This is a genomic window from Agrobacterium sp. GW821-FHT14E08 (genome assembly GCF_058803865.1).
Genome location: NZ_JBXAPJ010000001.1, coordinates 583,862 through 607,367, shown reverse-complemented (window position 1 = coordinate 607,367; position 23,506 = coordinate 583,862). Strand labels below are relative to the sequence as shown.

The following is a 23,506-nucleotide window of genomic DNA, read 5'->3' as shown; positions in this document are numbered from 1 at the left end:
AAAGCCCCGGTCATGCCGGGGCTTTTCTTTTGCACTCAGTGCAGCGGCGCGACAGCGCCGTCCTGTTTATCGTGCAGGGCGAAGCGGTCGATCATGTGGGCGCTTGCCTCGTTGACGCCGATCACCTCAACCCGCCTGCCGGCCTTGCGGAATTTCAGGACCACCTTATCCAGCGCGCCGACCGCGGAAATATCCCACAGATGCGCCTGGGTGACATCGATTGTCACCGCCTCAACCTCATCGGCAAAATCGAAGGCGGCGATGAAGCTTTCCGTCGAGGCGAAGAAAATCTGGCCATCGACGCGATAGACCCGCTCCCGGCCATCGGCTGAAAGCTCCGGCCGGACATGGAAGAGTTTCGACACCTTGCCCGCGAAAAACACCCCGGAGAGAAGGACGCCGGCCAACACGCCCTTTGCAAGATCGTGGGTCGCAAGCACCGTGCCGACCGTGATCAGCATGACGATGCTGGAAGATGGCGGGTTGCGGCGCAGATCGAGGATGGAACGCCACGAGAAGGTGCCGATGGAGACCATGATCATCACCGCCACCAGCGCGGCCATGGGAATGATGCGCACGAGATCGTCCAGCACCAGTATGAGGAACAGCAGAAACGCGCCCGCGACGAAGGTGGATAAGCGGCCCCGACCGCCGGAGCTGACATTGATGACGGACTGGCCGATCATGGCGCAGCCGCCCATGCCGCCGATGAGGGCGGAGGCGATATTGCTCGTCCCCTGCCCGATGCATTCCTGGCTCTTGTTGCTGCCCGTATCCGTCATGTCGTCGACGATCTGCGCCGTCAGCAGCGATTCCAGCAGACCGACGGCGGCGAGCGCGACGGAATAGGGAAAGATAATCTGCAACGTCTCGAAGGTCAGCGGCACCTGCGGCAGGGCGAATATCGGCAGCGTCGAGGGCAACTCACCGAGATCGCCGACCGTGCGGATATCCATGCCGGAGAAGACGGCAACACAGGTGAGAACGATAATGGCGACCAGCGGCGACGGCACTATTTTGGTGACCAGCGGGAAGAGATAGATGATCGCAAGACCGGCCGCGATCATGACATAGGTCTCGACCGGCACGCCGATCAGCTCGGGCAATTGCGCCATGAAGATCAGGATCGCCAGCGCGTTGACGAAGCCGGTCATGACCGAACGCGAGACGAAGCGCATCACCCGGCCGAGTTTTACAAGGCCCGCCAGAATTTGCAGCACGCCCATGAGGATGGTGGCGGCGAAGAGATATTGCAGCCCGTGTTCCTTGACGAGCGTGACCATCAGGACGGCGGTGGCGGCGGTTGCCGCCGAGATCATGCCCGGTCTGCCGCCGGTAAAGGCGGAAACGCAGGCAATCGCAAAGGAGGCGAACAATCCCACCTTCGGATCGACCCCGGCGATGACGGAAAAGCCGATGGCTTCGGGAATGAGGGCGAGTGCCACGACGATGCCGGAAAGGAGATCGCCGCGAATATTGGAAAACCACTCACGTCTGTAAGTCTGAAATCTGTTCATTTGATTTTTTCGCAAAGAATGACGCACCGGCCGGAGCCATGTCCGGTAGATTGAAAAGGAATGTCGGTGCTTTGCGTTGTCTGGCGGATCGGCGGCCAGAAGAGCCACCCGGGGTTTCACCGGGTCCGTGGTGAGTGACCCATCTATAGACAGCAAAAAAGCGGGCGGCAAGTTGCGCACCCGCTTTTCAATGGCTGGACCTATATCAGGCCGCTTCGCGCTGGCTCATCCTCTGCATCTGCACGTCCGTCTCGCTCAGCTGGAATTGATAGACCAGTTCCTTCAGCCGCGCCGTCTCGCCGGCCAGCATGGCGCTGGCGGCATTGTTTTCCTCGACCATGGCGGCGTTCTGCTGCGTGCCCTGATCCAGGTGGTTGACGGTGGCGTTGATTTCGGAAAGTCCGAGCGACTGCTCCTTCGTGGCGACGGCGATCGCCTCGATATGATCGTTGATTGTCTTGACCGAGCCGCCGATACGCGAGAGGGCGGCCCCTGTTTCGCGCACGAAACGCGCACCGTCCTTTACCTCCGTACCGGAGTTGCGAATGAGCACCTTGATCTCGGCGGCCGCCTTTGCGGAGCGTTGCGCCAGTTCCCGCACTTCCTGGGCAACGACGGCGAAACCGCGTCCCGCCTCGCCCGCACGTGCCGCCTCGACACCGGCATTGAGTGCAAGAAGATTGGTCTGAAAGGCAATCTCATCGATGACACTGATGATGCTTCCGATCTTGCCCGATGACTGTTCGATCTTTTCCATCGCCATGATCGTATCGACAACGAGATCGGCCGTGCGGCTGGCGTCCTCGTCTGCCGAATGGGCGACCGCGCGGGCTTCCACCGCACGCTCCGCCGAAATGCGGATATTCGTTGTCAATTCATCCAGCGCGGCAGCGGTTTCCTCCAGCGAGGCGGCCTGCTGCTCGGTGCGGCGGGCGAGATCGGCAGCGCTCTGGCTGATCTCCTGGCTGCCGCCATCAATCGCCACGCTCGACTGCACGACACCGGACATGGCGACATCGAGCTGGCGGATCGTCCGGTTGAGATCGTGGCGCAGGGCTTCGAAATCCGGGGCGAAAGGCTCATGGAGTTCGAAGGAGAGGTCGCCGGCGGCAAGGCGATGCAGCGCCGCCGCAAGTCCCGTCGTCGCCTGCATCAGCCGCGTCTTCGCCTCGGCCTCCGCCTCGCGCTGGAACCGCGCTTTTTCCTCTTCGGCCTGCCGGCGGGCGACAAGGGCTTCGGTCTCCAGCTCTATCTTGGCGATGGCCGCCTGCCGGAAAACCTCAAGCGCCTGCGCCATGGCGCCAAACTCGTCACTGCGGCGAAGGCCGGGGACGTCGAGCTCCGTCTCACCTCCCGCCAGACGACGCATCGCGCCGGTAATGGCGGTGGCTGGACGGGTTATCGAACGGCCAATGAGATAAACTCCGGCAAAAAGGCTGATAACGGCGAGCGCGATAAGCGCGACAACGATGGAAACGGTTGTTTCCGCCGCAGTCTGATTTTTCAGCGCGCTGGCTTCCCGCTCCTGCTGATAGGCCGTGGAAATATCCGCGACAACGGGCAGCAGCGCATTATACGCAGTGGCGACCGTTTCGCGCGCCTTCTGCTCCTCCAGCACGGCCTGCGCATAAAAGCGGAAGGAGGCAGTGTAAATTTCCAGAGCATCCATGATGCGCTGGCGCTCCGCGCCCGGCCGGTATTCCTGCTTCACCAGCGCCTTGAAGGTTTCCACCTCGGCGGCATGTTTGCCCGTGTAGGCTTCATCGCGCCGCAAAATGAAATCCTTTTCATGCCGGCGCATCATCAGCATGCTGGCACGGATTTCGGCATTGGCGACGGTGTCGATGAGCTTTTCGATGGAATGCACGCCATTGCGCATGGCGCCCTCAAGGCCCTCTGTCGGCGTGAGGCCCAGTTCCGCATTCTTGGCGACCAGCGCCTTCATGCGGTCGGAATAGGCAGCAGCACCCTGCGCGAGCGCTTCGAGCCGCGTCCGGGTCTGCGGTGTGGCCTCGTCTGCGAGATGGTTCAAAGACTGCCGGACCTGATCCATCGTCTGGTCAAACCGCGCAACGGATTTCATATCGCGGGTCAGCAGAAAATCTCTCTGATGAAGACGGCTTTCATGCAAACCGTCCTCCAGCGCCGCCAGCACCCCGTCCCGCTCGATCAGCGTCTCTTCGGCGACACGATAACGCGCCTCCATCTGTCTTTGCCAGAGCAGCATGCCCGCGATGACGGCGATCCCGCACAGCGCAGCCAGTGCGAGCATGGATACGCGATGCGCAATTCTAAACGTCGAGATCAGCGAAAACATTCAACCCTCGTTTGCAGATTTCACGATGGGATGAATGATTGAGAAGGTTTAAGAACTCATCTACCGGATTTGTCAGTTTAATTAAGGTTTTATGACAAGACCGCTAGAGCTTCAGCCGCTCGCGAAAGAAGACGAGCGCTACGGCCACACCGGTCGCCACACCCACGATCACATCGACAAAACGGACAAAACCGGCAGCCTGCGGCCCCATCAAAAGCACCAGCATGGCCGAGGCGCCAGCCTGTATCGGCACGACCGGCGGCAGGCCGAACATGGAGGCGAGGATCATGGCGATGAAGGTCGCCGAGGCCAGCCGGATTTCAGCAACATCATGCGGGACGAGGAGCGCAATCTCCCCGACGAGAATGCCGATGGTGACACCAACCATCAGGCCAAGGCCCTGGCGAACATGGCTTGGAATTCCCGGAGCAAGGCAGATAAGCGCGCTGATTGCGGCAAAGACGGGTTGCGGATGGCCCAGCCACCGATGCGCGACCCAGAACGCAAAAGCGGCCGCAAGTGCGGCCGCCAATGCACGGGTGAAGGCTGCACGAACCCGGTCGAGCAGCGTCTTCACCATATCAGTCCTTCTTGGACGGAACGACGCGCAGCGCCAGCTCACGAAGCTGGGTCGGCGTTGCCGGCGACGGCGCGTTCATCAGGAGGTCCTGTGCCTGCTGGTTCATCGGGAACAGCGTGATTTCGCGCAGGTTCTTCGCGCCAACCAGCAGCATGACCACGCGGTCGATGCCGAATGCGCAACCGCCATGCGGAGGCGCGCCGTACTGGAAGGCACGGTAGAGACCGCCGAAGCGCTCTTCCACATCGCTCTGCGACAGGCCGACCTTTTCGAAAGCCTTGACCATCAGCTCAGGCGACTGGTTACGGATCGAGCCGGAGGCGATTTCGAAGCCGTTGCAGACCGCGTCATACTGGAACGCCTTAATGGAGAGCGGATCCTGCCCTTCCAGCGCTTCCAGACCGCCCTGCGGCATGGAGAAGGGGTTATGGGCGAAGTCGATCTTCTTTTCTTCCTCGTTATATTCGAAGAAGGGGAAATCGACGATCCAGCACATTTCGAAACGGTCGCGGTCGATCAGGTTCAGCTCGTCGGCAGCGCGGGTGCGCGCCTCACCGGCAAACTTGTAAAACTTGGCGGGATCGCCGGCGACGAAGAAGCAGGCATCGCCTGCCTCAAGGCCGAGCTGCTGGCGCAGCGCCTCGGTGCGTTCTTCGCCGATATTCTTGGCGAGCGGACCGGAACCGCCGACCTTGCCTTCCTCTTCCTTCCAGAAGATGTAGCCGAGGCCGGGCTGGCCCTGAGACTGCGCCCATGCGTTCATGCGGTCGCAGAAAGCGCGCGAACCGCCGGTCTTGGCCGGAATGGCCCAGACCTGAACCTTGGGGTTGGAAGCGATCATGTTGGCGAAGACCTTGAAACCCGAACCGTCGAAATGTTCGGTCACGGCTTCCATGACGATCGGGTTGCGCAGGTCCGGCTTGTCGGAACCATATTTGCGGATCGCCTCGTCATAGGGAATGCGCGGCCACTGTTTCGTAACCGGCTTGCCTTCGGCGAATTTCTCGAACACGGCCGTCATCATCGGCTCCATCGTGGTCCAGACATCTTCCTGGGTCACGAAGCTCATTTCGACGTCGAGCTGGTAGAACTCGCCCGGCAGGCGGTCAGCGCGCGGGTCTTCATCGCGGAAGCACGGCGCGATCTGGAAATAACGGTCGAAACCGGCCACCATCAGAAGCTGCTTATACTGCTGCGGCGCCTGCGGCAGCGCGAAGAACTTGCCTTCATGGATACGCGAGGGCACGAGGAAGTCGCGCGCGCCTTCCGGCGAGGAAGCGGTGAGGATCGGCGTCGTATATTCGGCAAAGCCGGCATCGGCCATGCCGGTGCGCATGGCGGAAATGATCTGCGTGCGCTTGACGATGTTCTTGTGCAGCGTTTCGCGGCGAAGATCGAGGAAGCGGTATTTCAGGCGAACGTCTTCAGGATAGTCAGGCTCGCCGAAGACCGGCAGCGGCAGTTCCTTGGCAACGCCGAGAACCTCGATTTCCTGCGCATAAAGCTCGATCTCGCCGGTCGCCATGCCCTTGTTGACGGTGTCTTCCGAGCGCGCCTTGACGAGGCCATCGATGCGGATGACCCATTCACCGCGAACCGTCTCGGCAACCTTGAAGGCCGGGCTGTCAGGATCGGCCACCACCTGGGTGATGCCGTAATGGTCGCGAAGGTCGATGAAGAGAACGCCGCCATGATCTCGCACGCGATGAACCCAACCGGAAAGGCGAACGGTTTCGCCGACGTCGGACTTGCGGAGAGCGGCACAGGTGTGGCTGCGGTAACGATGCATTTTTTTATCCTGGAACGTGTCGTGGGCCTGATGGAGGCCAGATGGGCGGCACTGTCGAAATTTGCCGGAAAAGCGCATGGCCAGCCTGATTTGTCAAGGCAAAGCACAACAATGTCGCCTTCTGGCTGTCCTTTCCCCCTCCTTGGCTTTAGATAGTCCTAATCAGCCCGCCAAACCGAGTCGGCCCGCAATGAGCCAGATCAGACCTCTTATCCCGCTTCTCGTCACCGCCGGCATTCTGATCGGCGGTAACGGCCTGCAGGGAACCTATATCGCCTTGCGTGGCCTCTCCGAAGGATTTTCGGCCAGCACCATCGGCCTCATCAGCGCCGCCTACAGCATCGGATTTGCGCTTGGCTGCATTTCGGTGACGCGGCTTCTGCGCAAGATCGGCCATATCCGCACCTTCGCCACCATGGCGGCCGTCGCGTCGGCCGCGTCGATCGCCATACCGCTGGTCATTCATCCGCTGTTCTGGATGCTGATGCGTTTCGTCATCGGCATTGCTGTCGCCTGTCTTTTCGCGGCGATAGAAAGCTGGATCAACGCGCAGGTGACGAATTCCAACCGGGCGCGCACGCTCTCCATCTATCGCTTCGTCGATCTCGGCTCCGTGACGCTCGCACAATATATCATTCCCGTCGCCGGCATTGACGGACCGGTGGTGTTTTCGCTGATCGCCATGGCGCTCACGCTGTCGCTGGTGCCGATCTCGCTTGCCGACAAATCCAACCCCGCGCCGCCGAAACAGATTCCTTTCAATCTTTTCGCGGTCTGGCGCATCTCGCCGCTTGCCGTGGTCGGCTGCGTGGCCGTCGGCCTCAGCATGGCGGCGTTTCGCAATATCGGCCCGATCTATGCCGAACAGATCGGGCTTTCCGTTACCGCCATCGCCACCTTCATGAGCGCCGGCATCATCGGCGGTGTGGTGCTGCAATATCCGCTCGGCGTCTATTCCGACCGCTACGACCGGCGCATCATCATTCTCGCCACCACGGCCGGGTCGGTGATCGTCGGCCTGTTTCTCGCCTTCTTTGCCGGCACGGATGAGTGGAGCAACATCATCGGCGTCTTCATCTTCGGCGCCTTCGCCCTGCCGCTCTATTCGTTGAGTTCCGCTCACGGCAACGACCATGCCAAGGAGGGCGAACATGCGATGGTTTCCGCCGGGCTGCTGTTCTTCTGGTCGGTGGGCGCAACCGTCGGGCCGCTGCTTGCCTCCGTGCTGATCGACCAGTTCGGTCCGAAAGCGCTGTTCAGCTATACGGCCGCGATCCAGATCGTTTTCATCGCCTACACCATATACCGGCTGCGGATGCGCGAGGGCGTTCCCGTGGAGGAGAGGAACTGGCGGTTCCGCTCGCTTTTGCGCACATCCGCCTATTTCCAGAAGCTCGCCGCGCCCCCGCCGCCCAAAAAGGACGGGCAGGAGCCAAATCCGCCCGAGAAAAACGATCCTTAAGCCTTCAAAAGCGGGCTTTGTATTGACATGCGCCCGGCAAAGGGAAAGTAAGACGGATAATTTTCACGAGTGGCCATTTGCAATGATTGAAACGACTGCCGCCCTCGCCGAAGCCTGCACGGAACTGGCGAAATCGGAATTCATCACCATCGACACCGAATTTCTGCGGGAAACGACCTTCTGGCCGGAACTCTGCCTTGTGCAGATGGCGAGCCCGACGCTCGAGGTGCTGGTCGATCCGCTCGCCAAGGGTCTCGACCTGACCCCGCTTTTCGAGCTGATGGCCAATCCTGCCGTCGTGAAGGTTTTCCACGCCGCGCGCCAGGATATCGAAATCATCTACCATCTCGGCGGGCTTATTCCGCATCCGATCTTCGACACCCAGGTCGCCGCCATGGTCTGCGGTTTCGGCGATTCGATCTCCTACGACCAGCTGGTGCAGAAGATCAAGAATGTGCAGATCGACAAATCCTCACGTTTCACCGACTGGAGCCGCCGCCCGCTGACCGACAAGCAGCTGGACTACGCACTGGCCGACGTGACCCATCTGCGCGATGTCTATCTGGCGCTGAAGGCGCAGCTGGAGCGCGAAGGCCGCTCGCTGTGGCTGACCGAAGAGATGGACATTCTCGAATCGCGCGATACCTACGACATGCATCCCGACGATGCGTGGCTGCGGCTGAAATCGCGTCTGCGCAAGCCGACGGAACTTGCGATCCTCAAATTCGTCGCCGCCTGGCGCGAGCGTGAGGCGCGGTCGCGCAACGTGCCGCGTTCACGCGTGCTGAAGGACGATGCGATCTTCGAAATCGCCCAGCAGCAGCCGAAGGATGCCGAGGCCCTGTCGCGGCTTCGCACCATCCCGAAGGGCTGGGAGCGTTCCGCTTCTGGCACGGCGATTATCGAAACCGTGAATGCGGCGCTGGCGCTTCCCAAGGAAGACATGCCGAAGGCACCGCGTCACAGCCACGCGCCGGAAGGCTCGGGTGCTGCCGTGGAACTGCTGAAGGTCCTCCTGAAGCTGACCGCCGACAAGCATGGCGTCGCCGCCAAGGTCATCGCCAATAGCGAGGATCTGGACAAGATCGCCTCGGAGGGCGAGAAGGCGAGCGTGGCCGCATTGACCGGCTGGCGGCGGGAACTCTTCGGTGATGTGGCGCTGAAACTCATCAACGGCGAAGTGGCGCTGCGTTTTGCCGGCAAGAAGGTCGAGGCGGTTGAGGTGGCAGCGAGCGAGCCGTAATCGCCCGCACGCCGGACCGTAATTTCGCCCGCATCGCATTCCATCTCTGTGCCGATAGTTGCGCTTTGAGGGTATTGCCATGAAACCTGCCAGCACGCTTCTGGTGGCCGCCTCCGTGGCGGTCGCAGGCATCCTCCCTGCTCCCGCAAGCAGCCACGCCGACGATGGCAAGGTCGATCTTCAGGGAGAATGGACGACCGACTGTCTGAAGATCGGCAAGAATGACCGGCACGGCATCGTTACGCGCATCACGATACGTGGCGAAAGCATACATGCCGTCTCGCAGATCTACGCCCGCAACAGCTGCCAGCAGCCCACGGTGCAGGTGCGTTACGAAGGCGCGCTGGATGGCGGGCTGAAAGACCATGACAGCCTGCTGTTTGCCCATACCGTCACCTCGATCACCATGACGCCGAACGACCCCGCTGTCGTCGACCATTATAATGGCGACCCGAAAGGCACCGGTTGTGGCCTGAGCGGCTGGAAAGAGAATATTCCTTTCGATGTCGACGGCAAAACCTGCGCTGCAATCACTTTCGCCGGCAGAGGAGAAACCCTGTTCGACCGGGCATGGATAGAGGGCAATCGGCTGCGCTTTGCCGCCTTTCCAATCAAATGGTCGAACCGCTCGCCGGACGACCGACCGCAATCCCCGCTTGAAACAGTCTATTACAGAACATCCTATTAGACGTAGCGCGGTATCAGCACCCGTTTTGCGGCAACAGGGCAACAACCTTTCCAATCCTTCATGTGACCTTACCGAAAGGTCACTTTTTGCAGCGCATTTTCCGCATTAATGTCGCATATGACCTGAACAGAAGCTTCGCCCGGCGGGAACGGCGGGCTTCCCTTCCCGAGATCAAGAACCGATATGAGAAAATTGCTGCCCATTCTGGATTACGTGGTGCTCTTCGTTGCCGTGGCCGGCAGCGGCGTGGCCTATGCGCTTCTGGAATATGGCGGCGGCGCGCTGATCGGTGCTACCTATGCGCTGTTCGCCTGCACGCCCATCCTTGCTTTCGAGCGCGGCTACATCATGCCGGGCCTGTCGCGGCAGGTCAGCGCCCTGCCGACACCGGCCTATATCGCCGTCGGCCTCATCATCTACGCCATCCTCGTCTTTTGCGGCTTCGGGCTTGGCGGCACGATCCTGTGGCTCAGCGGGATATTTCCCGGCACCTGGAAGCGGGCGGTGCATGCCGAGGTGCAAACCCTCGTCTTTACCCTCATCGTCTGCGGCATCATCGTTTTCATCATGCGCGTGCGTGAGCTTCTCGGCCGCGATATCTTCATCGACCTTATTCTCGGGCGCTACAGACGCCCGGTGAGCGAAGACCGGGTCTTCATCTTTATCGATCTCGTCGGCTCCACCTCCTTCGCCGAAACCCATGGTGACCTGAAGGCGCAGGAGTTTCTCGGTGAAATCTTCGCAAGCTATGCCGCGCCGGTCAGAAAACACGGCGGTGTCATCGACGACTATATCGGTGACGCCGCCATCATCACCTGGCCCTATCACATGGCGATAAGGCGGGCGGCCTGCGTGCGCTGCGTTTTCGACGTCCAGGCGACCATCGAAAGCAATCGCGATATGTGGCTTGCCCGCTTCGGCGAAGTGCCGCGCCTGCGCTTCGCCATCCATGGCGGACCGGTCATCACCGCTGAAATCGGCGTTGACCATCACAAGATCACCTATTTCGGCGACACGGTGAACACCACCTCACGGCTCGAATCGCTGAGCAAGATGCTGGGGCACCCCGTGCTGATTTCCGCCGATCTTGCGCATCAGCTTGTGCTTCCCAAGGGCGTGCGCAGCGAATATCTCGGCGAACACGCGGTCAAGGGCCGCGGCCAGACGCTCGGCGTGTGTACGCTCAGCCAGTATCAGGCCCCTGCTGCTTAAGCCAAGACGCGGGGCGATACTGGCTTTTTAGGGCATCGTCATCAAAATTCATCAAAGCTTCAAACGACAATCACCTGCCTGTCATGCGACGACCATATCGCCTCAATCCTGTCTTCAACAGGAAATGAGGGGTCTCCATCATGAAGCACGTTCTTTTCGCATCCTGCGCTCTTCTTGCGCTCGCTACCGCTTCGCATGCGGCTGAGAAGGAGTTTCCGGCAAAGCTGGTCTCCCACGCCATTCTGCCGGCCAATACCATCATCGCAGCACCCGCCGATGCGCCGGAGCACCTCAAGACCTCCGCCAAGTTCACGACGGCCGACCGCAAGCGCGCTGAAGGTCTCGGCACCGTGCCCGGCAAGGACGGTGTGCGGCTGACCGGCCTTTCCATGCCGTTCAACGGCCAGCCCATGCAGGGCTTTTCCGGCATCAAGGCCATGCCCGATGGCAGCTTCTGGAGCCTTTCCGACAATGGTTTCGGTTCCAAGCTCAATTCCAGCGACGCCATGCTGATGCTTCACCACCTGAAATTCGACTGGGACGCCGGCAAGGTCAATGCGCTTGAAACCGTGTTCCTCTCCGACCCTGATATGAAGGCCCCCTTCCCGATCGTTCTGGAAGGCTCGAGCAAGCGTTACCTGACGGGTGCGGATTTCGACGTCGAATCCATTCAGCCGGTTGCCGATGGTTTCTGGGTGGGCGAGGAATTCGGGCCTTACATCCTGAAATTCACCCGCGACGGCAAGTTGACCGACGTCATTACCACCAAGGCTGGCGACATCGAGGTGAAGTCCCCGGATCATCCGACCCTGGCACTGCCCGGCAACCCGACACAGAAAATGCCGGCTTTCAACCTGAAGCGTTCAGGCGGTTATGAAGGCATGGCGCTCTCCAAGGATGGCTCCAGGCTCTATGGCCTTCTCGAAGGCCCGCTCTACACCGCCGACGGCCAGGTGGAGAAAACCGAAGACGGTTCGACCGCACTGCGCATCATCGAACTCGACACCGCCAAGAAGGAATGGACCGGCCGCACCTGGCTTTACCCCTTGGCCCAAGGCGGCGAAGCCATCGGCGACTTCAATATGCTGGACGACAGCACGGCGCTGGTCATCGAGCGTGACAATGGCGCCGGCACCGCCGACAAGGCCTGCGCCGACCCGAAGAAGCCGGAAGCAAACTGCTTTGCCGTGCCCTCCAAGGTCAAGCGCATCTACAAGATCGAGTTCAATGACGCCAATGTCGGCAAGGCCGCGCGCAAGATCGGCTATATCGATCTGCTGAAAATCTCCGATCCTGATAACAAGAAGCGTCAGGGCGGCAGCAACGGTTTCTACGACATGCCTTTCGTCACCATCGAGAATGTCGATCGCGTTGACGCCACGCATATCATCGTCGGCAACGACAACAACCTGCCCTTCTCCGCCGGCCGTGCGCTGGACAAGGCCGATGACAACGAGTTCGTCCTGCTTGAGGTCAAGGACCTGCTCGACGCGAAGTAAAAAAGGTGCCGGAATCCATTCCGGTACCGTCCGCACCTGGTGCGAATTCAACGGTCGGAGCGTCCCACAGCCTTCTCAGGCTGCGCGGCGCTCCGTTTCTCCTCTGACCATGCCTGACCCGGAACGCGGTTCCGAAACAGGGAAGACCCACATGCAGGACCATGCCGAACGACTCTATTATGCCTTAAGGAAAAGCTGGTCGGGCGAGACCAGCACCCTCTGGTCGCGCGAAAATCCCGCCCGGGGACAGGGCGGCGTCACAGCGCTGGTGATTCAGGATATTTTCGGTGGCGAACTCGCCAAAACCGCCGTCAGCGGCGCGGACCATTTTTACAATATCATCGAGGATATTCGCTGGGATTTCACCTTCAGCCAGTTCGATATTCCGGTCGGCTATCAGGACAGGCTTGCCAGCCGCACGGAAGCCATGGCGACGATAACGCCGTTGCAATATGCCTATCTCAGCGCCTGCATCCGCAAGGCGCTCGGGCACGGCTGAGCCGTTTGCAAAGCAGTGCCAGCCCATTGCCGTTTCGATCCACGCATCGCGGCACGGTGGTCAGCCAGCGTGTTGCGTTTCAGGACCACGATTTCAATCTTTCCCGCAAAGCAGACACAATCCTTGCGATAATATCGCCCGGTGGAATGGTTGCACCGACAGGAGAGATATTCGATGAGTGAGAGTTGCCCGGTCCTGACACCGGCGGAACGGCAGGTACAGGCCATATTGGAGCGCACGGAGGCAGCGATGATGGCCACCATTCACGCAGCGCTCGAACGCGCCAGCAAAGAGGTCACTGAGGCATTCCGGGCCTTGGATTCAGACATGCAGCCGCCGCCCCACGACTATTTTGCCGCCGTCGCCCATCAGCAGCTCTTCCTGATGTTATGCGGCGCCGACCCGAAAACCTTCGAGGGCGGAGACCCCGAAATCGCCGGCCACATCATTCGGAACGCGCAAAACATATCCGACCACTACTGGAAGAAAACGCTTGCCACGGCGGGTGTCCCCGGCAAGTGATACATTCCGCGTGAAGACAGGATTTCGCGTCACGCGGTATCGCGCGTGATCTGCGTTTTAGAAAGGATGCCCGGCCCGGCCGGACTCCTTTGACCACTCCACGTCACAGCACCTTCATCATCACCGGTTAAGCAGGCGCAAATCCGGAGGCTGGAATGGATTCGACCGCACAGATCAAGCGCCCGAAAATCGCTGAGACCGTCATCCATGCGACGGCGAGCATAAGAAATTCAAGCGTCGGCGAATGCTGCGAAATTCTGGCTGACACCTCCCTGCACAATGCCGAACTCGGCAATTACTCCTATCTTGGCCCCCGTTGCATGGTGGGCGATGCAACGACCGGAAAATTCTGCGCCATCGCCGCAGGGGTCAGGATAGGCGCTCCGAACCATCCGATGGACCGGCCATCCATGCACCGTTTCAGCTATTGCCCTGAATATTATTCTGCGGATGCCGTGCGCGATGACGCCTTTTTCGACCGGCGCAGGGAGGACCGCGCCGTCATCGGTCACGATGTCTGGATCGGTCACGGGGTTATCGTCTTGCCGGGTGTCACTGTTGGAGACGGGGCAGTGCTCGCCGCGGGCGCGGTCGTCACCAAAGATGTGCTGCCCTACACCATCGTCGGCGGCGTTCCCGCGAAGATCATTCGCGAACGATTTTCGCGATCCATCGCGGAAAAGCTTGCATCAATCGCGTGGTGGGAATGGCCATTCGAAACGATCATGGCGCGGCTTTCCGACTTTCAGTCGAGCGATATAGAAGCCTTTTGCGAGCGCTGGTCATAGCGTACGCCGCAGCACCGGTTCTGACGGAAAGCGTTGAAAACAACTTGATGCGAAGCGGCTCGGGTTGGCGAAACATTAAGTTATCAGTTGCAAAAGCAGAGAAGGCGAACTTAGGAAGCCGCCAATAATGAAGCCGACGAATCCAAGAACTAACGCTCCAACAAATCCATGATGCTCCCAGCCAATCAAAGCTCCCACGGTGGTTGCTGCAACGATAATCGACACCACCCACACGATCTTGATGAGTGCCACCATACGCCGCACAACTGGGGAATTTTCTTGCGTCATCGCAAAACTAACTGGTTAGAAGCCCTTGTTGATTGAGTATAATATTGAATTCTCTTGTCACGATAGCCGTGATCAATTCATTACATTGATTTACGGAAAGCTGACATCCGTTCGCTACTCAAATACGAACGCCAATCGCTTGCCCGTCAGCTTCGCAAGCTGCTGCAAACGTCCGTCCAGACGCTCACCAGCGAAATCGCAATAGTCGTGCGGTACGACGAATTCCAGATCCACATCCGGATTGGTGGATTTGCGGAATTTAAGGTGGTCGACGACGCCAGGCATCGAGGCCGAGAAGAGGTAGACGACGCGCAGCAGGCCGCCGAGAAGCTTCCCCAGCTCCAGCAGGCGATCGCCCGCCATGGCGGCGAGCGGTTGGGTGGTGCCGTTATCGTTCAGCCCCTCGAAACGGTAATAATTGGCAAGCGCGATATAGGCGCGGCCCGGATGGGTGATCGCCACGAAGGAGGAATGGGCGATGATGTTCAATGCCTGCAGGCCACGATAGTCCGGATGGGCGCGCCAGCTGATATCGGCCAGAAGGCAGGCCGCCTGCCGGTAACGGCTTTCCTCTTCCGTCTCTTCAATGCCGAAGACCGGAAAGGTGCGGCCGCTCCAGTCCGCCAGTTCACGCGCATGTTCAGGCGAACGGGCGCGCAGAATGGCAAGTTCGTCGGCCGTGACCAGCAGCGGATCGGAATCCCGCTCGGTCTCAGTCAGGAGCGAATAGAGATAACCTTCGCGTACGCCCTGCGCCGAGAAGGCGATCTTTGCCGGTTTCATGACCTTCAGAACTTCGCGCATGGCGATGGCGCCGAAGGGCAGCAGCGAACGGCGGTTCTTGGAGACCGCCTGCCAGGCCGGGTCCTTGCTGTCCCTGGAGACGATAACCTCTTCCAGAAAATTCAGCATTTCTTCCAGCGGTAATTCGTAACCCTGCATCATGTGCAGCGGATAGCCGGTGATTTCCATGTGCAGCTTGGCGATATTTCGCCATGTGCCGCCCACGGCATAAAAGGTACGCCCCTCGCCGGCCGCCAGAAGTTTTGCGAAGGATTTGACGTGTTTTCTGGCAATGGTCGCGGCTTTTTCCAGTGAGCCGTCCGATTGCTCCGACAGTCGCAGGCCGCCGAGCGGCAGGGTGATGCCCTCGCCGCAGCTTTTGCCCCTGATGTCGATGAGTTCAAGCGAACCACCGCCCAGGTCGCCGGCAATACCATCCGGCTCGTGGAAACCGCTGATAACGCCATAGGCGGAATAAAGCGCTTCCTTCTCGCCTGACAGCACCTCGATCTCGCAACCAAGGATCGCTTCGGCTTCGCGGATGAAATCCGGACCGTTTTCCGCTTCACGCGCCGCCGCCGTCGCCAGCACGTAGAGCTGCTGCGCCTGCGCCTGTTCGGAAAGCGCATGGAAGCGCCGCAGGGCCATCAATGCCCGGCCAACACCTTCCTCATGCATGCGGCCCGTCAGCGCCAGCCCCTTGCCAAGACCGCAAAGGACCTTTTCGTTGAACAGCACGGCGGGCGCGCGGGAGAGGCCTTCATATACGACGAGACGAACGGAGTTCGAACCAATATCTATGACGGAAACGGGGGCAAGGCCGGTCAGCCGCCCCTGTGCTTCTGATCGAGTCATTCAGCCTGTTTCTTGCGGGACGAAATCAACCCGGCAATCAATTTGGGCGCACTGGATTTCAAGGCTTCACCACGTCCGGAAAGGCTGGGATTGGTCATGAAATAGTGCTGCGCGTTGAACGGTTCTTCGCCTTTACGCACCTCGATGCGCCTCGACGTTCCGTCCGCAAGTATCTCGTAGCTCTGCTGGTTGTCAATGAGATTGCCCAGCATAATCTGTGAAAGAACCTGCTCGTGCACGGTGGGGTTGGTGAGCGGCACCAAGGTTTCGACACGGCGGTCGAGGTTACGCGGCATCATGTCGGCCGAGCCGATATAGACCAGCGCCTTGTCGGAAGGCAGGCCGAAACCATTGCCGAAGCAGAAGATGCGGCTGTGTTCGAGGAAGCGGCCGACGATCGATTTGACGCGGATATTGTCCGACAGTCCCGCCACCTGCGGGCGCAGGCAGCAGATGCCGCGCACGACGAGATCGATCTCGACGCCAGCCGCGCTGGCGCGGTAAAGGGAATCGATGATTTCAGGGTCGACCAGCGAATTCATCTTCATCCAGATCGCCGCCGGCGCACCGCGCTTGGCGTGTTCGATCTCTTCATTGATGTGCTTCACGATGCGCGAGCGCAGCGTATAGGGCGAAATGGCAAGCTTCATGCCCTCTTCCGGCTCACCATAACCCGTGATGAAGTTGAAGATATTCGCCATGTCGTGGGCGATCTTCGGGTTGCAGGTGAAGAAGGAAAGGTCGGTGTAAATCTTGGCCGTGATCGGGTGATAGTTGCCGGTGCCGAGGTGGCAATAGGTCCGGAGTTTGCCGTCCTCGCGGCGCACCACCATCGACATCTTGGCATGGGTCTTCAGTTCGATGAAGCCAAACACCACCTGCACGCCGGCCCGCTCCAGGTCGCGCGCCCAGCGGATATTGGCTTCTTCATCGAAACGTGCCTTCAGCTCGACAAGCGCGGTGACGGATTTACCCGCTTCGGCCGCATCGATCAGCGCGCGAACGATCGGGCTGTCATTGGAGGTGCGATAGAGCGTCTGCTTGATGGCGAGCACTTCGGGGTCGCGTGCGGCTTGCAGCAGGAACTGCACGACCACGTCGAAGCTTTCATAGGGGTGGTGAACCACCATGTCCTTTTCGCGAATGGCGGCAAGGCAATCGCCGGCATGTTCGCGCACACGCTCGGGGAAACGGGCGTTGTAGGGTTCGAATTTCAGGTCGTCGCGCGGCGCGCGCACGATTTCCGAAATGGTGTTGAGCGCGAGAAGGCCGGGCAGAACGGCGACGCGATTATCCGGCACGCCAAGTTCATGCACCACGAACTGGCGCAGCGACTGCGGCATTTCGCTGTCAGTCTCGATGCGGATGACGGAGCCGCGGCGGCGGCGCTTCAGGGCGCTTTCAAAGAAACGGACCAGATCTTCCGCCTCTTCCTCCACTTCGATATCGCTGTCGCGGATGATGCGGAAGGTGCCGAAACCACGCACCGTATAGCCGGGATAAAGCCGGTGAATGAACAGGCCCACCACATCTTCAAGCGTGATGTAGCGGATGGCGTTCCTGTCATCCGGCAGACGCACGAAACGGTCGAGCGCCGGCGGCAGGCGCAGAAGCGCGGTCATCGGCTCGCGGCCATTGACGCTGTCGAGCTGCAGGCCCATGGAGAAGCCGAGGTTCGGAATGAAGGGGAACGGGTGCGCAGGGTCGATGGACAGCGGCGTCAGCACCGGGAAAATGCGTTCCTCGAATTCGGTGCCCAGCCAGGTCCGATCCGCATCGGAAAGTGCCGCAGGGCGCACGACGAAGATGTCTTCCTTGGCGAGATATTGCTGCAGAACGGCAAGCGAGGCCTGCTGCTCCATCTGCAGATTGTCGATTTCCTTCAGAATGTCTTCCAGCTGCTCGGCCGGCGTCTTGCCATCGGGCGTCTTGACCGTGATCTTCTGGCGCACCTGCCCTTCAAGGCCGGCGACGCGAACCATAAAGAACTCGTCAAGATTGGCGGCGGAGATGGAGAGAAAACGCAGCCGCTCCAGAAGCGGGTGATCCGTATTCAGCGTTTCTTCAAGAACACGGCGGTTGAACTGGAGCCAGGAGAATTCGCGGTTGATGAAACGGGCGGGGCTGTCCCAGAGGTTCTCGCCCTCGATCACCGGCTGAACCTTGTCCAAATTGTCCTGCGCTACTGCGTCCATGCCCTGTTCCATCCCCTGACCTAATTCCGTCCCGTGATCCTGCTGCATCGCGTGATCGTCCTTCTTGCCCGTATAACAGTTTGACGACGGAACTGTGACAGTCAATCGCCGTCCAGTCCCCCGCCCGCCGCTGCGCTTTCCATCGCGTTGAGAACTTCCGCCGCCAGCGGACGGGTAATCCTTGTTCCACGCGAGAGCGCCAGCCTGTCGATCCGGTCCACGATCGTCTGCGCCGTATCGAGCGAACGCTCCATTCTATTGACGATGTAACCTATGAGTTTGTCATCCATGTAAAGCTGACGGTCGGCGAAGAGTTTCATCAGCACCTGTGCCAGAAGCCCCTCGTCCGGCTCGCCGGTCTCCACCACGGTTACGGCTTTGAGACGCGAACGCAGATCCGGCAGCGTCACCGGCCATGCGGCCGGCCATTGTCGGCTGGTCATCAAAAGCGTCTTGCCGTGCTGGCGCACGCTGTTGATGACGTGGAAGAGTTCGGTATCGTCGAAACCGCGGCGATCGGCATCTTCGAAAAGCACCGGTGCGCTCTCGGCCGCTCGCGCGGCATCCGCACCGACCTGCGGGTGGATTTCCACGGCGCCGCTGATGTTTTTCCAGATATTGGCAAGGTGCGACTTCCCCGAACCCGGCGGCCCGGCGAGCACAACCACGGGCGACGGCCAGTTCGGCCATTCATCAACGAGGCTGACCGCAGCCTCGAGCGAAGCGGATACGAGAAGGTCTTCCCTGCCGGAGGCGGCCTGGTGCGAAAATACGAGCGGCAGCTGCTCGGCCTTCGACCGGGCGTTGTCGGTTTTGATCTGGTCAGTCATCGTCAGCCCTGACCGTCCGCCTTGGTGGAGGACGTTTCCCTTTCTTCCAAGGCAGGGTTGGCCTCCCACGGAAGGTTGGCGGCGTGTCCGTGGTAAAGATCGCTTTCAAGATACCGCGACAAGGCGAAGCGGACAAGCACGCCGACTGCCGCCGCGGCCGGCACCGCAACCAGAAGGCCGACAAAGCCGAAAAGCGCGCCGAAGGCGAACAGGGCAAACATCAGCCACACCGGATGCAGGCCGACGCTTTTGCCAACGAGCTTCGGCTGGAGGATGTTGCCCTCGATGAACTGGCCGGAGAAGAACACGGCAAGCGTCAGAAAGACATAAATATAGTCCGGCCAGAACTGCACGATGGCGACGCCGACGGCGAGGATGAGGCCGACCATCGAACCAATATAGGGGATAAAGCTGATGAGGCCGGAGAAAAGGCCGATCAGCAGGCCGAAATTGAGGCCCACCAGCGACAGGCCGACAGCATAATAAACGCCGAGGATAAGGCAGAGCGACCCCTGCCCGCGCACGAAACCGGCAATCGTATTGTCCATGTCGCGGGCGATCTGGCGGACGGTATGCACGTAGTCGCGCGGTATCCAGCTGTCGACCTTGTCGATCATCCTGTCCCAGTCGAGCAGCAGATAGAAAGCGACGACGGGCGTGACGACCAGCAGCGACACGACGTCGACCAGCGATTTGCCGGAATTCCATATCTGCGTCAGCAGGGTGCCGATAAAGCCGGCGCCCTCCGTCAGGAGCTTTGAAAAATTCTCCTTCACCGAGTTGATCTGGCTGCTCACCCAATCAGGCAGGAGGTTGGTATCCGCACCCGCGATCAGCTGCTGCAGGGACGATATATATTGCGGGATTCGGGTGATGAATTCCGACGCCTGGGCGGCAATCACCGGAATGATGATGATGAGCGACAGCGCGAAGATCAGCACGAAGGAAACGAGAATGACGACGGTTGCCATCAACCGGCTGAGGCCGCGCCGTTCCAGCCAGTCGGCGACCGGATCGAGAAAATAGGCAAGCGCCATGCCCGCCACGAAAGGCAGGAGAATGGAGCTGAAGACCATCAGGAAAAGGATAAAGACGGCAAGCACGCCGATCCAGAAAAACACCTGTCGGCGCAGGTTCGTACCACTCACATGGGGTTGCATCCGTTCATCCTCTTGTCGCCGTCCCTTAACCGCCCATGATGGAGATAGGATGCGCATGTGCACATGGTCAAGACCGGCAATCCGGCAGCGTCTGGCAGGCAGGCGCCGGACAGGTGCATCGAGGGCCCGTTTTCAAGCCTGCACGGACCATTCCCGGTCCAGAAACCCGAGGCAGGTAAAATGTCAAACCTTCGCAAAGCCGTTAAAAACCGGAGCTTTTGCCACGCAAACCCTTGCATCAGGCCCCGTGCCGTGCGAATGGCGACGCCAAAGGAACCAGCGGAGACGAGAGCCATGAGCCAGTCGGGCAAGAACGGTCTTACCTATAGTGACGCAGGTGTGGATATCGACGCCGGCAACCTGATGGTCGAAAAGATCAAACCGGCGGTGCGTTCAACGCGGCGTCCCGGTGCGGATGGCGAAATCGGCGGCTTCGGCGGCCTGTTCGATTTGAAAGCCGCGGGCTTCACCGATCCGGTTCTGGTGGCCGCCAATGACGGCGTCGGCACCAAGCTGAAGATCGCCATCGATGCTGACTATCATGACACCGTCGGCATCGATCTCGTCGCCATGTGCGTCAACGATCTCGTCGTCCAGGGCGCGGAGCCGCTGTTCTTCCTCGATTATTTCGCCACCGGCAAGCTCGACCCCGACCAGGGTGCGGCGATCGTTTCCGGCATTGCCGCCGGCTGCCGCGAATCCGGCTGTGCGCTGATCGGCGGCGAAACCGCTGAAATGCCCGGCATGTATTCCGACGGCGACTACGATCTCGCAGGCTTTGCCGTGGGTGCTGCCGAACGCGGCCAGCTTCTGCCGGCCGGTGATATTTCCGAAGGCGACGTCATTCTCGGGCTTTCATCCTCCGGCGTGCACTCGAACGGTTTCTCGCTGGTGCGCAAGATCGTATCCATCTCCGGCCTCGCCTGGGACGCCCCTGCCCCCTTCGCCGACGGCAAGAAGCTCGGCGAAGCGCTGCTGACGCCGACCCGCATCTATGTGAAGCCGCTTTTGAAGGCGATCCGCGAGACCGGCGCGCTGAAGGCACTGGCGCATATTACCGGCGGCGGTTTCCCGGAGAATATTCCGCGCGTTCTGCCCAAGCATCTCGCAGCTGAAATCGATCTCGACGCGATCAAGGTTCCGGCCGTCTTTTCGTGGCTGGCAAAAACCGGCGGCGTCGAAGCCAAGGAAATGCTGCGAACCTTCAATTGCGGCGTCGGCATGATCGTGGTCGTTTCGGCTGAAAATGCCGAGAAGGTCACGAACGCCCTAACAGCGGAAGGCGAGACCGTTTTCCCGCTCGGCCGCATGGTGGCCCGCGAAGAGGGCGCGCACGGCACGATCTACAAGGGCGCTCTCAGCCTATGATGAGTGCCGCGCTCCCGTCCAGCCGCGCACGTGTCGTCGTTTTCATCTCCGGCGGCGGCTCCAACATGGTGTCGCTGGCCAAGGCCTGTCAGGCGGTGGATTTCCCGGCGGAAATCGTCTGCGTGATATCGGACAAGGCCTCGGCGGGCGGATTGGAAAAGGCACGGGAGCTGGGCATTCCCACGCTGGTCTTCGAGCGCAAGACCTATGCCAGCAAGGCCGAGCATGAGGGTGCCATCCTGGCTGCGCTTGGCGAGATTGCACCTGACATCATCTGTCTTGCCGGTTACATGCGGCTGATCTCGGGAGACTTCATCGCTCCCTATGAAGGTCGCATCATCAATATCCACCCTTCCCTGCTGCCGCTTTTCCCCGGGCTGCACACCCACCAGCGCGCCATCGACAGCGGCATGAAGATTTCCGGCTGCACCGTGCATTTCGTCACCGAAGGCATGGATGAAGGCCCGACGATTGCACAGGGCGCGGTGCCGGTCATGTCCGGCGATACGGCAGACACACTCGCGGCTCGGATTCTGACCGTCGAGCACCAGCTTTATCCGCTGGCCCTGAAGCTGCTTGCGGAAGGCAAGGTGCGGATGGAGGGCGGCAGAGCCGTCATTACGGACGGCGCAAGTAAATCTGAATATACCAATCTGATTTCTGCGTCTTGATAGAGGTATTTCTAAAGTACAAAAATGCCTAAAATGGTATTTTCGGCAAAATAAACCAATCATTTACCATAATCACCTTTAATGCCCGCAACGGCCCATATTTCAGGCCCTCCGGTCATTCAGGAGCGATTATGCTGTTTTTGAGATTTCCCCTTCCGCTTTCGGCCCTCTTGCTGATAGGCACAAGCCTGCCGCTTGCCGCTGAACAGGGTGGCATCACTGCTTCGCTCGATGCCGGCGTTCTCAATCTCAAAGCGACGGAAACGGTCCATATCGGCGGTAGCAAGCTAAGCGAACTCGAATGGGAAACAAAAAACGCCATGGCGCTGCGAGGCTCACTCGGGCTTGAGCTTGCGCCCGGCTGGCGGGTGAAGGCCGAAGGCCGCGTCGGCTTCGAGGGCGACGGCTATATGACCGACTATGACTGGGTTTGGCCTTTTTCCAGAGATAGCTCCAAGGACAATTGGAGCCACCGTTCCCAGCATGACGATACGCGGCTCGACCATTATTTTTCGGGAAGCCTCGAACTCAATCGCATGTTGCTGGACGATCCGCAGCAATATCTCAGCGCCGGCGTCGGTTTTCGCTATACGGATGTGCAATGGTCGGCCTATGGCGGCAGCGCCGTTTACAGTCTTTTCTCGCGAAGGGATTTGAGCATCAAATTCAACGACGGTGAGAAAGGGATAACATACCGCCAGCAAATCCCGGTTTTCTACGGTAACCTGACGGGCGGCCAAAGGTTCGGCAACTGGTCGCTCAATGCCGGTGTGGAGGGCGGCGCAATGGTCTATGCCAAGGCCACGGACGACCACTGGATGCGCGACATGCGCTTCACCGACAAATTCGACGTTGCCGGCATGTTCGGGGTAAAGGCGGGCGTTGCCTATGACCTGACGGAGAACGCCTCGATCTATCTCGACGGCGCGTATGACTACACCAGCCTCGGTCGCGGAGACACTCACTATAGCGGCGCAGGCGCTGGAAACCTGTCATCGGAGAAAAATGCCGGCGGCGGTGACTTGCAGTCGATTTTCGTGGGGGCTGGCATCAAGGGAAGGTTTTGAGCCGACAGCGACACCCGCCCCATAAGCTTACTTGGCCAAGCCTGCTCCTCGCCTATCGTCGGGAAATACAAACGAGGTTGTGGTGCATCTTGTGAAGGCAAATGATCTCCAAGCCCGGCGAGTTCTCATCGCCGCAACAAGGGCAGAACGGGCGCAACGAAAACAAGCGGCCC

General features: G+C 60.0%; 19 protein-coding genes and 1 other annotated feature. Of the genes, 11 read left to right on the top strand and 8 right to left on the bottom strand.

Features of this window, described 5'->3' with window-relative positions:
- Positions 1-35: 35 nt before the first annotated feature.
- The 4 genes from AC1ROR_RS02960 to aspS form a co-directional block, all read right to left on the bottom strand.
- Positions 36-1,517, bottom strand: a complete 1,482-nt coding sequence (locus AC1ROR_RS02960; RefSeq protein WP_498588569.1) for a SulP family inorganic anion transporter — start codon at positions 1,515-1,517, stop codon at positions 36-38.
- Positions 1,518-1,591: 74 nt separating this feature from the next.
- Positions 1,592-1,647 (bottom strand) — a sequence feature (sul1 is cis-regulatory element that is thought to sense ions involved in sulfur or methionine metabolism; They are found in Alphaproteobacteria).
- 75 nt (positions 1,648-1,722) lie between these two features.
- Entirely contained in the window at positions 1,723-3,834 is a 2,112-nt protein-coding gene (locus tag AC1ROR_RS02955) for a methyl-accepting chemotaxis protein (RefSeq protein ID WP_498588568.1), read from the bottom strand.
- A gap of 103 nt (positions 3,835-3,937) precedes the next feature.
- Positions 3,938-4,414, bottom strand: a complete 477-nt coding sequence (locus AC1ROR_RS02950; protein WP_003496707.1) for an FUSC family protein — start codon at positions 4,412-4,414, stop codon at positions 3,938-3,940.
- A gap of 1 nt (position 4,415) precedes the next feature.
- Entirely contained in the window at positions 4,416-6,203 is a 1,788-nt protein-coding gene (gene aspS / locus AC1ROR_RS02945) for an aspartate--tRNA ligase (protein WP_498588567.1), read from the bottom strand.
- A gap of 190 nt (positions 6,204-6,393) precedes the next feature.
- Between aspS and AC1ROR_RS02940 the strand changes: the two genes are divergently transcribed.
- The 8 genes from AC1ROR_RS02940 to AC1ROR_RS02905 all read left to right on the top strand — a co-directional run bounded on the left by AC1ROR_RS02940 (position 6,394) and on the right by AC1ROR_RS02905 (position 14,116).
- On the top strand, positions 6,394-7,665 hold the full coding sequence (locus AC1ROR_RS02940; RefSeq protein WP_498588566.1) for an MFS transporter: 1,272 nt from the start codon (positions 6,394-6,396) through the stop codon (positions 7,663-7,665).
- An 82-nt stretch (positions 7,666-7,747) separates the two neighbouring features.
- On the top strand, positions 7,748-8,908 hold the full coding sequence (rnd, locus tag AC1ROR_RS02935) for a ribonuclease D (protein ID WP_498588565.1): 1,161 nt from the start codon (positions 7,748-7,750) through the stop codon (positions 8,906-8,908).
- Between the two features lie 79 nt (positions 8,909-8,987).
- Entirely contained in the window at positions 8,988-9,596 is a 609-nt protein-coding gene (locus AC1ROR_RS02930) for a hypothetical protein (RefSeq protein WP_498588564.1), read from the top strand.
- Positions 9,597-9,779: 183 nt separating this feature from the next.
- Positions 9,780-10,808 carry an adenylate/guanylate cyclase domain-containing protein gene (locus AC1ROR_RS02925; RefSeq protein ID WP_035217846.1) on the top strand — a complete coding sequence of 343 codons (1,029 nt, stop codon included), beginning with the start codon at positions 9,780-9,782 and terminating at the stop codon, positions 10,806-10,808.
- A 140-nt stretch (positions 10,809-10,948) separates the two neighbouring features.
- The gene (locus AC1ROR_RS02920) at positions 10,949-12,307 is read left to right on the top strand and encodes an esterase-like activity of phytase family protein (protein ID WP_498588563.1); all 1,359 of its coding nucleotides are present in this window, start codon (positions 10,949-10,951) and stop codon (positions 12,305-12,307) included.
- 151 nt (positions 12,308-12,458) lie between these two features.
- Entirely contained in the window at positions 12,459-12,806 is a 348-nt protein-coding gene (locus AC1ROR_RS02915) for a YunG family protein (RefSeq protein WP_498588562.1), read from the top strand.
- Between the two features lie 174 nt (positions 12,807-12,980).
- On the top strand, positions 12,981-13,328 hold the full coding sequence (locus AC1ROR_RS02910) for a hypothetical protein (protein WP_498588561.1): 348 nt from the start codon (positions 12,981-12,983) through the stop codon (positions 13,326-13,328).
- A gap of 155 nt (positions 13,329-13,483) precedes the next feature.
- On the top strand, positions 13,484-14,116 hold the full coding sequence (locus tag AC1ROR_RS02905; protein WP_498588560.1) for a DapH/DapD/GlmU-related protein: 633 nt from the start codon (positions 13,484-13,486) through the stop codon (positions 14,114-14,116).
- Positions 14,117-14,518: 402 nt separating this feature from the next.
- On the opposite strand, the gene ppx is transcribed toward AC1ROR_RS02905, so the two are convergent.
- From ppx to AC1ROR_RS02885, 4 genes are read right to left on the bottom strand one after another with little or no spacing between them, the layout of a single operon-like run.
- Positions 14,519-16,042, bottom strand: a complete 1,524-nt coding sequence (gene ppx / locus AC1ROR_RS02900; protein ID WP_035217861.1) for an exopolyphosphatase — start codon at positions 16,040-16,042, stop codon at positions 14,519-14,521.
- Positions 16,039-18,285: an RNA degradosome polyphosphate kinase gene (locus AC1ROR_RS02895; protein ID WP_498589162.1), complete on the bottom strand. Its 2,247-nt coding sequence runs from the start codon at positions 18,283-18,285 to the stop codon at positions 16,039-16,041. Before AC1ROR_RS02895 ends, ppx begins: the two co-directional genes overlap by 4 nt.
- Positions 18,286-18,338: 53 nt before the next feature.
- Positions 18,339-19,067, bottom strand: coding sequence for a DnaA regulatory inactivator HdaA (gene hdaA, locus AC1ROR_RS02890; protein WP_498588559.1), 729 nt, complete (start codon positions 19,065-19,067; stop codon positions 18,339-18,341).
- 2 nt (positions 19,068-19,069) lie between these two features.
- Positions 19,070-20,227, bottom strand: coding sequence for an AI-2E family transporter (locus AC1ROR_RS02885; protein ID WP_035217867.1), 1,158 nt, complete (start codon positions 20,225-20,227; stop codon positions 19,070-19,072).
- 294 nt (positions 20,228-20,521) lie between these two features.
- Here AC1ROR_RS02885 and purM point away from each other — a divergent pair, with 294 nt between their 5' ends.
- The 3 genes from purM to AC1ROR_RS02870 all read left to right on the top strand — a co-directional run bounded on the left by purM (position 20,522) and on the right by AC1ROR_RS02870 (position 23,333).
- A complete protein-coding gene (purM, locus tag AC1ROR_RS02880) occupies positions 20,522-21,595 on the top strand; it encodes a phosphoribosylformylglycinamidine cyclo-ligase (RefSeq protein ID WP_080834088.1) in 1,074 nt (357 codons plus the stop codon).
- Positions 21,592-22,266, top strand: coding sequence for a phosphoribosylglycinamide formyltransferase (gene purN, locus AC1ROR_RS02875; RefSeq protein WP_080834086.1), 675 nt, complete (start codon positions 21,592-21,594; stop codon positions 22,264-22,266). The genes purM and purN overlap by 4 nt, the downstream gene beginning before the upstream one ends.
- Before the next feature lie 131 nt (positions 22,267-22,397).
- Positions 22,398-23,333: an omptin family outer membrane protease gene (locus AC1ROR_RS02870; RefSeq protein ID WP_498588558.1), complete on the top strand. Its 936-nt coding sequence runs from the start codon at positions 22,398-22,400 to the stop codon at positions 23,331-23,333.
- The last annotated feature ends 173 nt before the right edge of the window (positions 23,334-23,506 follow it).

Bases quoted from the DNA above. Each gene is read 5' to 3' on its own strand.
- AC1ROR_RS02955 (WP_498588568.1), bottom strand. From the start codon at position 3,834: ATGTTTTCGCTGATCTCGACGTTTAGAATTGCGCATCGCGTATCCATG.
- AC1ROR_RS02960 (WP_498588569.1), bottom strand. From the start codon at position 1,517: ATGAACAGATTTCAGACTTACAGACGTGAGTGGTTTTCCAATATTCGC.
- AC1ROR_RS02885 (WP_035217867.1), bottom strand. From the start codon at position 20,227: ATGCAACCCCATGTGAGTGGTACGAACCTGCGCCGACAGGTGTTTTTC.
- AC1ROR_RS02930 (WP_498588564.1), top strand. From the start codon at position 8,988: ATGAAACCTGCCAGCACGCTTCTGGTGGCCGCCTCCGTGGCGGTCGCA.
- purM (WP_080834088.1), top strand. From the start codon at position 20,522: ATGAGCCAGTCGGGCAAGAACGGTCTTACCTATAGTGACGCAGGTGTG.
- AC1ROR_RS02925 (WP_035217846.1), top strand. From the start codon at position 9,780: ATGAGAAAATTGCTGCCCATTCTGGATTACGTGGTGCTCTTCGTTGCC.
- AC1ROR_RS02895 (WP_498589162.1), bottom strand. From the start codon at position 18,285: ATGCAGCAGGATCACGGGACGGAATTAGGTCAGGGGATGGAACAGGGC.
- AC1ROR_RS02910 (WP_498588561.1), top strand. From the start codon at position 12,981: ATGAGTGAGAGTTGCCCGGTCCTGACACCGGCGGAACGGCAGGTACAG.
- AC1ROR_RS02940 (WP_498588566.1), top strand. From the start codon at position 6,394: ATGAGCCAGATCAGACCTCTTATCCCGCTTCTCGTCACCGCCGGCATT.
- ppx (WP_035217861.1), bottom strand. From the start codon at position 16,042: ATGACTCGATCAGAAGCACAGGGGCGGCTGACCGGCCTTGCCCCCGTT.
- AC1ROR_RS02905 (WP_498588560.1), top strand. From the start codon at position 13,484: ATGGATTCGACCGCACAGATCAAGCGCCCGAAAATCGCTGAGACCGTC.
- AC1ROR_RS02920 (WP_498588563.1), top strand. From the start codon at position 10,949: ATGAAGCACGTTCTTTTCGCATCCTGCGCTCTTCTTGCGCTCGCTACC.
- aspS (WP_498588567.1), bottom strand. From the start codon at position 6,203: ATGCATCGTTACCGCAGCCACACCTGTGCCGCTCTCCGCAAGTCCGAC.
- AC1ROR_RS02950 (WP_003496707.1), bottom strand. From the start codon at position 4,414: ATGGTGAAGACGCTGCTCGACCGGGTTCGTGCAGCCTTCACCCGTGCA.
- rnd (WP_498588565.1), top strand. From the start codon at position 7,748: ATGATTGAAACGACTGCCGCCCTCGCCGAAGCCTGCACGGAACTGGCG.
- hdaA (WP_498588559.1), bottom strand. From the start codon at position 19,067: ATGACTGACCAGATCAAAACCGACAACGCCCGGTCGAAGGCCGAGCAG.
- AC1ROR_RS02915 (WP_498588562.1), top strand. From the start codon at position 12,459: ATGCAGGACCATGCCGAACGACTCTATTATGCCTTAAGGAAAAGCTGG.
- purN (WP_080834086.1), top strand. From the start codon at position 21,592: ATGATGAGTGCCGCGCTCCCGTCCAGCCGCGCACGTGTCGTCGTTTTC.
- AC1ROR_RS02870 (WP_498588558.1), top strand. From the start codon at position 22,398: ATGCTGTTTTTGAGATTTCCCCTTCCGCTTTCGGCCCTCTTGCTGATA.